9 protein-coding genes are annotated in these 9,734 nt (G+C 58.6%); 3 read left to right on the top strand and 6 right to left on the bottom strand.

Annotated features, from left to right (window positions below):
• Both bla and AB4Z11_RS12270 read right to left on the bottom strand, forming a co-directional pair.
• The coding region (bla, locus tag AB4Z11_RS12275) for a metallo-beta-lactamase (protein WP_442025530.1) at nucleotides 1–512 on the bottom strand (512 nt) is incomplete at its 3' end.
• Nucleotides 513–657: 145 nt separating this feature from the next.
• Entirely contained in the window at nucleotides 658–882 is a 225-nt protein-coding gene (locus AB4Z11_RS12270) for a LytTR family DNA-binding domain-containing protein (RefSeq protein ID WP_442025529.1), read from the bottom strand.
• Nucleotides 883–1,088: 206 nt separating this feature from the next.
• Between AB4Z11_RS12270 and istA the strand changes: the two genes are divergently transcribed.
• Both istA and istB read left to right on the top strand, forming a co-directional pair.
• On the top strand, nucleotides 1,089–2,612 hold the full coding sequence (istA, locus tag AB4Z11_RS12265; RefSeq protein ID WP_442025528.1) for an IS21 family transposase: 1,524 nt from the start codon (nucleotides 1,089–1,091) through the stop codon (nucleotides 2,610–2,612).
• A gap of 11 nt (nucleotides 2,613–2,623) precedes the next feature.
• Nucleotides 2,624–3,388: an IS21-like element helper ATPase IstB gene (istB, locus tag AB4Z11_RS12260; protein ID WP_442025527.1), complete on the top strand. Its 765-nt coding sequence runs from the start codon at nucleotides 2,624–2,626 to the stop codon at nucleotides 3,386–3,388.
• Between the two features lie 255 nt (nucleotides 3,389–3,643).
• On the opposite strand, the gene AB4Z11_RS12255 is transcribed toward istB, so the two are convergent.
• Nucleotides 3,644–4,030 carry a LytR/AlgR family response regulator transcription factor gene (locus tag AB4Z11_RS12255; RefSeq protein WP_442025526.1) on the bottom strand — a complete coding sequence of 129 codons (387 nt, stop codon included), beginning with the start codon at nucleotides 4,028–4,030 and terminating at the stop codon, nucleotides 3,644–3,646.
• 19 nt (nucleotides 4,031–4,049) lie between these two features.
• Complete coding sequence (locus AB4Z11_RS12250) at nucleotides 4,050–4,949, bottom strand: sensor histidine kinase (protein ID WP_442025525.1); 900 nt, start codon at nucleotides 4,947–4,949, stop codon at nucleotides 4,050–4,052.
• A gap of 423 nt (nucleotides 4,950–5,372) precedes the next feature.
• On the opposite strand from AB4Z11_RS12250, the gene AB4Z11_RS12245 reads away from it, so the two are divergent.
• Entirely contained in the window at nucleotides 5,373–6,266 is an 894-nt protein-coding gene (locus AB4Z11_RS12245; protein WP_442025524.1) for an alpha/beta hydrolase, read from the top strand.
• Nucleotides 6,267–6,416: 150 nt separating this feature from the next.
• Here AB4Z11_RS12245 and AB4Z11_RS12240 read toward each other — a convergent pair whose 3' ends face one another.
• The gene (locus AB4Z11_RS12240) at nucleotides 6,417–6,797 is read right to left on the bottom strand and encodes an NUDIX hydrolase (RefSeq protein ID WP_442025523.1); all 381 of its coding nucleotides are present in this window, start codon (nucleotides 6,795–6,797) and stop codon (nucleotides 6,417–6,419) included.
• A gap of 258 nt (nucleotides 6,798–7,055) precedes the next feature.
• On the bottom strand, nucleotides 7,056–9,326 hold the full coding sequence (locus tag AB4Z11_RS12235; protein WP_442025522.1) for a molybdopterin cofactor-binding domain-containing protein: 2,271 nt from the start codon (nucleotides 9,324–9,326) through the stop codon (nucleotides 7,056–7,058).
• Between the last annotated feature and the right edge of the window lie 408 nt (nucleotides 9,327–9,734).

Raw genomic sequence — 9,734 nt, 5'->3', positions numbered from 1 at the left:
CCCGGCGTGTGGCCCGGCGTCAGATGCGCGGTGACGGCCAGCGCGCCAACTTTCACCACTTCGCCTTCTTTCACYGCATGYGCATTCGCGACCGGTTCGAARTCGTYGATGGYGCCGAATTGYGGATCTTCCGGCGCSGTCGTGCCGCTGCTAAGCGCTATCGCACCTTCAGCGCCAGTGAACACTTTGGCGCCGCTCAGTTTCTGCAGTTCTGAAATACCGCCCGAGTGGTCGTAGTGGGCGTGTGAATTGAGGATGACTTTCACATCCTTTAACTTGAAACCCAGCGTCCTCACGTTGTCGGCGATGATTTTGCCACCTTCCTTTGTAGCGCCGTCGATAAGAATATGACCCTTCGGAGAGGTGATTAGCACAGCGCTGATACCTTCTGTGCCTACGTAATAGGTATTGCCGTAGATCTGGAAGGGCTTATGCGGTGCGCTCCATTCAGGTGCATCGGCTATGGCAGACGCGGAGAGCGCGGCCAAGATCATTGCTGCGAGAGCTTTCAAGTTTTCTCCTTGCGGGTGAAATGTTACCGAGTGCTAGCAGTATAGGGATGGTAGTGGCGACCGGTACAGCGCAGTCATCCCAGGCATTCGGCGATTCATCACATCGCGTGTAAAGTGGAGTAGGCGGGCGTGTCGCGTACGCGGGTTACATGAATGATTTCAAAGCGTTCAGGTATCGCTCGCTCACCGCTACCTCGCCGCCGCAACGCAAGGTGAGTCGATATGTCCCATCTCCAGTGGTAACTAGGCGCGCGATCTGCTCTCGGCTGACTATGGCTCCACGGTGCACGCGGAGGAACTCGCTAGGCGAAAGCATGATTTCAAGGCGATTCAGTGTGACTGGGTATTCCGGCCGAACGTGACCGGCCATTCCGGTCGAACGTGACCGCCGATTCCGGTCCATCGTGACCGGCCATTCTRGTCCATCGTGACCGATTTTGGCAGCTGACCGGAATGAGCGGTCACGATGCCGGAATCGGCGGTCACGATGCCAGCACGGCGCCRTAAAGCGCCGTCACGGTGTTACGCATTTATCAACCGAACGGGTACGCTGCGGGCTTTTTGCCCGGAACCAGCATGCCCGCACCAAGGATGACAATGCGTAAAATTAAAGACGTACTTCGACTGAAACTCGATGCCCGGCTGTCGCATGAACAGACCGCCGCCGCGCTTGGCATCTCCAAGGGCGTGGTGGCCAAGTATGCGAGCCTGGCCGCCGTGGCCAAGCTGGACTGGGCCACCGTGCAGGACCTGGACGAGACGACGCTGGAAAGGCGCCTGCTGACGGCGCCGCAGCGCCAGAGTGACTTCGTGCAGCCTGACTACGGCCGCGTGCACCACGAGCTGCGGCGCAAGGGCATGACGCTGATGCTGCTGTGGGAGGAGCACCGCGCCGAGCATGCCGACGCCCAGACCTACAGCTACTCCCAGTACTGCGAGAACTACCGGCGCTTCGCCAAGCGCCTCAAACGCTCCATGCGCCAGGTGCACCATGCCGGCGAAAAGCTGTTCATCGACTTCGCCGGCCCCACCGTGCCGCTCACCGACGGCGGCCGCGCCCACATCTTCGTGGCGGCCCTGGGGGCGTCGAGCTACACCTTCGCCTGCGCCACGGCGCGCGAGACCATGGCCGACTGGCTCGGCGCCACGGCGCAAGCGCTGGCCTTCATCGGCGGTGTGCCCCAGCTGATCGTGCCGGACAACCCGCGCGCGCTGATCTCCGATGCCAACCGCTACGAACCGCGCGCCAACGATACCGTGCTCGATTTCGCGCACCACTACGGCACCTCCTTCCTGCCCGCGCGCGCCCGCCACCCGCAGGACAAGGCCAAGGTGGAGTCGGCTGTACAGGTGGTCGAACGCTGGATACTCGCGCGTCTACGCCATCAGCGCTTCGCCAGCGTGCACGAGGTCAACCAGGCCATCGCCCCACTGCTGGAACGCCTGAACCAGCGGCCCTTCCAAAAGCTGCCCGGCAGCCGGGCCAGCGCCTTCGCCCAGCTGGACGTCCCGGTCCTGCAAGCCTTGCCGGAACAGCGCTACGAACTGGCCACCTTCAAGACCGTCAGGGTCCACATCGACTACCACGTCGAGATTGAACGCCACCGCTACAGCGTGCCGCACGCCCTGGTCGGCCAGCTGCTGGAGGCGCGCCTGACGCGCACGATGGTGGAGCTGCTGCACCGGGGGCAGCGCGTGGCCAGCCACCCACGTAACGAGCGTCAGGGTGGCTTCACGACCACGGCGGCGCACCTACCCGCCGCCCACCGCGCGCACATGGAATGGACCCCGCAGCGCCTGATCCACTGGGGCCAGAGCATCGGCCCCGCGACGGCCCAAGCCGTGACCCGTCTGCTGGAGGAGAACAAGCATCCCGAGCACGGCTACCGCGCCTGCTTGGGCCTGCTGTCGCTGGCCAAGCGCTACGGCAAGCCGCGCCTGGAGGCCGGCTGCACGCTGGCTTTGCAGATTGGCGCCTGCCAGTACCGCCACGTGCGCGACATCCTGGCCAACAACCGCGACTGCGATGCCAGCGCGCCCCAGGCCGACTGGACCAGCCCCGACCACGCCCACGTGCGCGGCCCCAACTACTACCAATAAGGATCGAGAGCATGATGATGCACAACACCGTCGCGCAACTGCGCGCCCTGAAGCTGGACGGCCTGGCGACGGCCTTGCAGGAGCAACTGGGCCAACCCGAGATCGGCACCTTGAGCTTCGAAGAACGCCTGACCCTGCTGGTAGAACGCGAACTGCACCATCGCGAGGATCGGCGCCTGGTGCGCCTGCTGCAGAAAGCGCGCCTGAAGTATGGACAGGCAACCATCGAGGACATCGACAGCCGGCCCGGGCGCGGCATCAACCGGCGCGACGTGATGAGCCTGGCCTTGGGCGACTGGGTGAGCACCGGTCACAGCATCCTGATCACCGGCCCCACCGGCGCCGGCAAATCCTGGCTCGCCTGCGCGCTGGCCCAGTACGCCTGCCGGCGTGGACATAGCGCCCTTTACCAGCGCGTCCCGCGTCTACAGGAGGAGCTGCGCGTACGCCACGGCAGTGGCGCCTTCGGCAAATGGCTGCTCCAGCTGGCCAAGACGGACGTGCTGCTGCTCGATGACTGGGGCATGGGCGCTATCGACAGCACCACCCGCTCGGACCTGCTGGAGATCATCGACGACCGAGCCGCCCACAAGGCCACCATCATCACCAGCCAGCTGCCCATCGAGCATTGGCATGCCTGGATCGGCGACGCCACCGTGGCCGACGCCATCCTCGACCGCCTCATGCAGCGCCAACACCGCATCACCCTGACCGGCGACTCGCTACGGCAGGAACGAAAAACCAGCAAAAAGGAGAAAAATATCGACCCATCGTGACCGCAGCATTTAGAATTTGACCCGCGTAGCACCACTGATGCGCAGCGGTCACGATGGACCGGAATCAGCGGTCACGATCACCGGAATACGCAGTGTGACTCGGTGGAGCACCGTGCGGGACGCCAGGTGCAGTTCAGCATAATTCCCTGCCGATTCAATCCACAGGATGTCGCTGACGCGAATTTGTTCGATGCGTCCGATTGACCGCACATTGATATGGTCTGCGAAATGCGCGATGTCCGAATTGACGTAGTCTCATAGAGCGGCACCATACGGTTCGCGTTGGCGTTGCTGCAGCATCGACTTGCTTCGTTCCACGGCTTGTGCCAGCCTAGCGTCGCTCATCGGCTTAAGCAAATAGTCGAGCGCATGGACTTCGAAGGCGTCGACCGCATGCTCGCTGTAGGCAGTCACGAAAACAATTAGCGGCGGTTCGTGCAGCAGGCTGATTTCTCGCGCAAGTGCGAGCCCCGATTCAGCCGGCATCTGGATATCAAGGAATATCACGTCAACGACCTGGCTGCGCAATACTGTACGCGCGGACGTCGTACTATCGCATTCAGCCACGAGCAACCAGTCGAGATGAGTGGCCATTGCCAAACGCAGGTTTTTTCTACCCGGCGCTTCATCGTCAATGATCATGTACCGCACTTGCATTGCGTTAGTCCTCATTCGTCAACGGAAGGCGGACTGTGGCAATGAATCGGTTGTCCTGCATTCCTGCCTGCAGCGATGCCGCAGGATGCATCAATCTCAGGCGGTCGCGCGCATTGGCGAGCCCCAAGCCTGCACCCGGGTTCGGGGACACCTGTGCGCTGACAGGGTTGGTGACACAGATGCACATCGCCTCGGCCTCTCTCTCGAAGCGCAACAGGATATCGCTTGGGCCATCGTGACAATCAAGGTCATGGCGCAATGCGTTCTCAACCAACGGCTGTAGAAGTAGAGGCGGGCACTGGACCTGATGAAGAAACCCGGAGTCGCCCTCGATATGCACACGCAGGCGCTCACCGTAGCGCAGCCGCTGTAATTCGAGATAGTCTCGCACAAATTGCAGTTCGCCAGCGAGAGTAGCCGTATTTCTCACGCTAGCGGATAACGCATAGCGCAGCAAGTCACTCAGCCCACTTATGCCGCCAAGCGCCATGGATTTATCGCCGTCCCGCACAAGCGCACTGATGGCGTTCAGTGCATTGAACAGGAAGTGTGGCTCTAGCTGGGCGCGAAGTGCCAACATGCGCTGCTCCTCGAGCGCCAGTCTCAGGTTAAGCATTTCGGTCTGGCTTCGTTGCCAAGCCAGTTCGCGTTCTTTTGAATGCCGGAAGTAGTTAATGGCCAGGATTGCGGCGAAGGTTCCGGTAGTGGAGAACCAGCCGACCAGCAGCATCTTCATTAGTAGCCGTTTGGCGTCGCCAAGACTGCTGATATGCAAATAGCCGCGCAACCATGCCATGTAGATCCATTGTGCGGGTTGGAACAACAGCGCGAGGGCGATGAAGAGGGCAACCACGTTTCGCGGCCGCTCTATCAGTGCTGGCCAGTGTGCCAAGACGATGCTCAACCCTGCGCTCAAGACAATGAGAGGCACTGCGTACTCTACGAACCAAGTTACGAATAGGGTCGGGTAGTGGCTGTCAGCCCCACTTCGCAAATTGTCGCTGTACGTTTGTAGCGCTCCAAGGAGACTGATGGTCGTCCAGACAAGCACTGTTGCAGCAATTGTCCTGGYCGGCGGTGGAATTAGGGAGAGAAGGCCCCGGATGGAAAGGCGATGTTTCATCGACAAAAGTATAGCAGCGGCCTATGCCCCTAGGAGGTGTCGGCGGCGGATACTCGTCACACGGTACCGGCATCTCGTCACGTTACAGCTGCATGATCGTTACCTTCACTGCAGAATTGGCTAGTCGGTTATGACCGAACACTTGAAGTCGCGCCCGACAACGTTGCGTTTGCCGCGGCCGTGCGGAACCCTTTCGGAGCCAATTTGAAGCAGATTTTTAACCTAATCTTTTTTTGCAGCTTAGCTGCAAGCGCGGTCGCGGCTGCGCCTGAACCTTACCGGCTCGATAACACTGAGATTCGAGATATCCATGCGCGGTCGCTGAACCGTGACTACCAGGTATTCATCGCTTTACCTGAATCCTATCGAACGTCCGACCGGCGCTATCCGGTTTTGTTCGTCACCGACGCTACTTACGCGTTCCCGATTGTGCGTAATGTCGCGCAGCGGCTTGCTAAGCATGCCGGACTGGAGGAAGCAATTGTCGTTGGACTTTCGTACGCGAAAAGCGATAGTGCGGTCTATAGTCGTCGTCGCGATTACACGCCGACGGTGCCTCGCGCGCAAGGCCATGTGTCCGACATGCCATCCAGAGCTGCAGCGTTCGGTGAGGCGGACAGGTATGGCCGATTCGTCACCGCCGAAGTGTTTCCCTTCATAGCAGCACATTACCGCGCCGATATGAACCGCAAAGTCTTCATCGGTCATTCGTATGGAAGCCTACTTGGTCTTCAACTCCTCCTGACCAATACTGGCTGCTTTGAGCACTACATCCTTGGCAGCCCTTCGCTATGGTACGACCGGAGAGTGATGTTCGACAGGGAGAAGGATTACGCGAGGGGGCATCGTGATATGCCAGCTTCGGTATTCTTCGGCATTGGAGGTCTGGAAACGGTGGTCGCCGGGACAAAGCGTTCTCGCTTGGAAGACGAGGCGGATATGGTCGCGGACCTACGGGATTTTGACGCTGCCTTGCGATCACGCCGATATCCTGGCCTGCGCTCTCGACTTGAGGTATTTACTGGTGAGGACCACGCGAGTGTTTTTCCCTTCGTTCTCACTCATGGCCTTCGTGCCTACTTGAAGAAGGCACGCTAGTACGCGGTCAGTGGGAGCTAACTGAAATCTATAAACATTTGGAGGCGTGGTCGGGGAGTTGTAAAGTACTGAGAGGTCGCGCTTTGATGCTTTAACCCAATTCGCTTCTCTTGTTTATCCCTTGAAGGCGCAAGTGGCGCGACAGTCGGTTCATCGCGCGGCGCCCCATGCGGCGATGGAAGCGCGATATCCTGCAGGCAGGCGCTCGGGCAGCGCGTCCGGCGCGAACAGGCCGAGGCGCTTGTGTTCGTGGCTGATGGCCGCAGTGAAGCCGCCCTGCAGCGTACAGGCGTAGGTCGTGATGAACACGTGCTTGCCGGGGATGACTTCAAACAGATAGCTGTCCAGCGGTGCGCCTACCGCCACTTCGAGATTCAGCTCTTCGCGGATTTCACGCGCTAGACATTCGGTGGCCGACTCACCAAGCTCGATGCGGCCACCAGGCAGCTCCCATTCTTCACGTTCGTTCATCAGCAGTACGATTTCGCCGGATGGCGCGGCCAGCACGCCCTTGATGGAAACTGGGTACATTTAATCTTCCTCATTCTGGAGATTGATTCCGTTAGCGTCTTGCCGGATGGTCTGCGGCGCTGTTTGAAGCGCATCGCCGGCGGATGGACGTGGCCTTTGCCGAGCAAGCAGATACCTCCTGTTATACGGGCAATCTTTGGCTCAATGTCTGCGAGAACGATACGCATGCTGCGCATCAATCCACTCCACTTGTTAAAGTAGTTCCTCTTTATATACGCACGAGTGGGCTCGATTTAATAAGGTATTCATTCAACTTCGCTAACCCAGGCGTAAAGGTAGATTCCTTAGGCGTTGACCGGTCAGCTTGAACACTGCGTTAGCAACAGCTGGCGCAACAGGCGGAACGGGAGGCTCACCTACGCCTTGCGGCAAATCGGCGCTAGGCATGATTACTGTTTCCACAAGCGGAGCGTCGCTCATGCGTGGGACATTGTAATCATGAAAATTGGTTTGTTGAACCTTACCGTCCTTAATCGTGATTTCTCCGCCTAGCGTTGCGGACAGCCCATAGATAACGCCTGACTCTACCTGCTGCGCGATAAGGTTCGGGTTTACTGGAATGCCGCAGTCGATCGCGCAAACTACTCTGTGCACCCGAATCTGCTTGTCCACTATTGACACTTCGGCTACCTGCGCCACGATAGTTCCGTACGAATAGTGCAGGGCCACGCCATGTGCATGCCCGTCGGGTGGAGAGCCTGCTTTCTCCACAGCGGCATCCAGAACGGATAAATGGCGTGGATGATTGCGTAGTAATGCGCGACGATACTCCACTGCGTCCTTGCCTGCGGCATCAGCCATCTCGTCGATGAAGCTTTCCTTAAAAAACGCGTTATGCGAATGTCCAACCGAGCGCCAGTTACCCAAGGGGACCACGCTTTCAACAGACACATGACTAATGCGCTGATWCGCGATCTCGTACTGCATGTCGAACAAACCCTCGGAGGTATGCTTTTCCGGCCCCGCTCCAGGCAAGCCCAAATTCCTCTTTAGGAATTGGTGCACTAGCACGCCGCTGATACTACGCGCCTCCCAGTTGATGACGTTGCCGGCTTTGTCTAGACCTGCTGTCATACGCGCAATTGCGGCAGGGCGGTACACGTCGTGAGTCATGTCTTCTTCGCGGGACCAGATTACTTGCACCGGCGCTCCGTCGCATTGACGCGCGATGTCAACAGCTTGCGCGACCATGTCTACTTCCAGACGGCGGCCGAAGCCTCCACCCAGCAGCTGCTCGTTCAAGACGACATCTGATTCGCTTACACGGCCAACCAACGCCGCGATGCGTACCGCAAAGGTTGGTGCTTGAGTACCCAGCCAAAGGTGCACTTTGCCATCTTTGACCTGGGCCGTGCAGTTGACGGGTTCCATCGTTGCGTGAGCGAGGAATGGCACCTTATATTCAGCGTGGATAGTGCGTAGCGCATCGGACCCTTTGGCCATATCCCCGCGGCTGTAGTAGGTGTGACCCTCGTCTTTGGAAAGTGCTTCGACGAATTCGGAGTAAATGCGCTCACTCGACAAGGAGCTATTACCTCCATCGTTCCAACGGATGTTCAGCGCAGCGGCTGCCTGCCGTGCCTGCCACCAGCTGCGCGCTACCACGGCGACGCCAGCGCCTGCTGCGCTTTTCTCCTGCAGCGCGCTGCTGAAATCGACCACCTTTAACACGCCTGGCATAGATAGAACGTTGGTCGGATTTGAGTCCTGAACCGAACCGCCAATATATGGCGACATTCGCACTGCTGCGTATACCATTCCGTCTAGGCGCACATCAATGCCGTACTTCGCGGTGCCGGTTACCTTGAGGTGTGTATCGCGACGCGGCACACTTCGGCCAATTATCCGGAAGCTCTTCGGGTCTTTAAGAACTACCTTGTGAGGCTTCCCCTTTGTTGCCAGCGCCACCAAGCTGCCGTACGGAGCTTTCTTCCCAGTGAGGTCGTGAAAAAGGTGTGAATCTTCTGTGCGAATTTGTTCGGCGGGCACGTTCCACTGACGTGACGCTTCGGCAATCAGTAACGCGCGCGCTGTGGCACCTGCTTCCCGCAACGGTCCCCATGAATCGGCAATGCTGGACGATCCTCCCGTCAAGTTGACCCCTAGCTCGCGGCCCACCTTCTCAAACATCCACTGCGTGAACTCCTGGACATTGCCAGACTCGTCCGGATGAAAGTGCCAGTTGTCGCGCATGACGGTCAGGTTACTGAAGATGGCGTCGATGGGCGCTTGTACCAGTTTGATGGTGGAAAGCGGTACATCCAACTCCTCTGCTACCAGCATTGGTAAGGCGGTATGCACGCCTTGTCCCATTTCTACGCGGTGCATAGCCAAAGTTACGGTGTTATCCGGCGAAATGGCTATCCAGCCATTTAGCGCGACAGCGCCATTTTCAACAGGTAGGTTGGCGCTGCTGTGAAGGCGCTGACGTGGTGGCATAACACCCCAGCCCACTAACATCGTGGCGCCAGCGACTGCAACGCCACTCAACAGAAAACGCCTTCTCGAAATACGGGGCGGCTTCGACATCCGCAGGTCTCCCACAGCAGCTCAGAGCTGCGTCAAATTGAACTTCCGCCATCAAGCGAAACAAACCTTCATCGCTTGGAATGAGTGGCGTTAGCTAAAGAAGAGTTGTATTGTTTCGCCGGAGCATTCTCTTGGCAGTCACGCTCAGATAAGCTTGTAAAGATAAGTGCGCCACAAGCTACTTTGTTCGACATGTCTTTCTCCTCCGATTGCTTTTGTCTGACAAGCTTATGTGCCAGCGGTCGTCTTCCGTTATCCGAAATCCGCAGAGTGACTATATGCAACGCCGATTTCGGCCGTAACGATAAAGATGATGCGTGTGGCAGGTAAGGTCGAAGGTGGAGGGGCGACGCGGAGTATGTTGCGAGCCATCGGTTAAGAAATTGGCACCGAGGGAAATGCAAATAG

Origin of the sequence: Pseudoduganella sp. RAF53_2, assembly GCF_052113985.1 — a bacterium.
In the GTDB taxonomy this organism is placed as follows: Bacteria; Pseudomonadota; Gammaproteobacteria; order Burkholderiales; family Burkholderiaceae_D; genus Rugamonas.
This window is presented reverse-complemented; position numbering and strand designations above follow the sequence as displayed.

Excerpts from the sequence above, each read along its gene's own strand:
- AB4Z11_RS12270 (WP_442025529.1), bottom strand. The coding sequence starts at position 882 with ATGGCCGGTCACGTTCGGCCGGAATACCCAGTCACACTGAATCGCCTT.
- istA (WP_442025528.1), top strand. The coding sequence starts at position 1,089 with ATGCCCGCACCAAGGATGACAATGCGTAAAATTAAAGACGTACTTCGA.
- istB (WP_442025527.1), top strand. The coding sequence starts at position 2,624 with ATGATGATGCACAACACCGTCGCGCAACTGCGCGCCCTGAAGCTGGAC.
- AB4Z11_RS12255 (WP_442025526.1), bottom strand. The coding sequence starts at position 4,030 with ATGATCATTGACGATGAAGCGCCGGGTAGAAAAAACCTGCGTTTGGCA.
- AB4Z11_RS12240 (WP_442025523.1), bottom strand. The coding sequence starts at position 6,797 with ATGTACCCAGTTTCCATCAAGGGCGTGCTGGCCGCGCCATCCGGCGAA.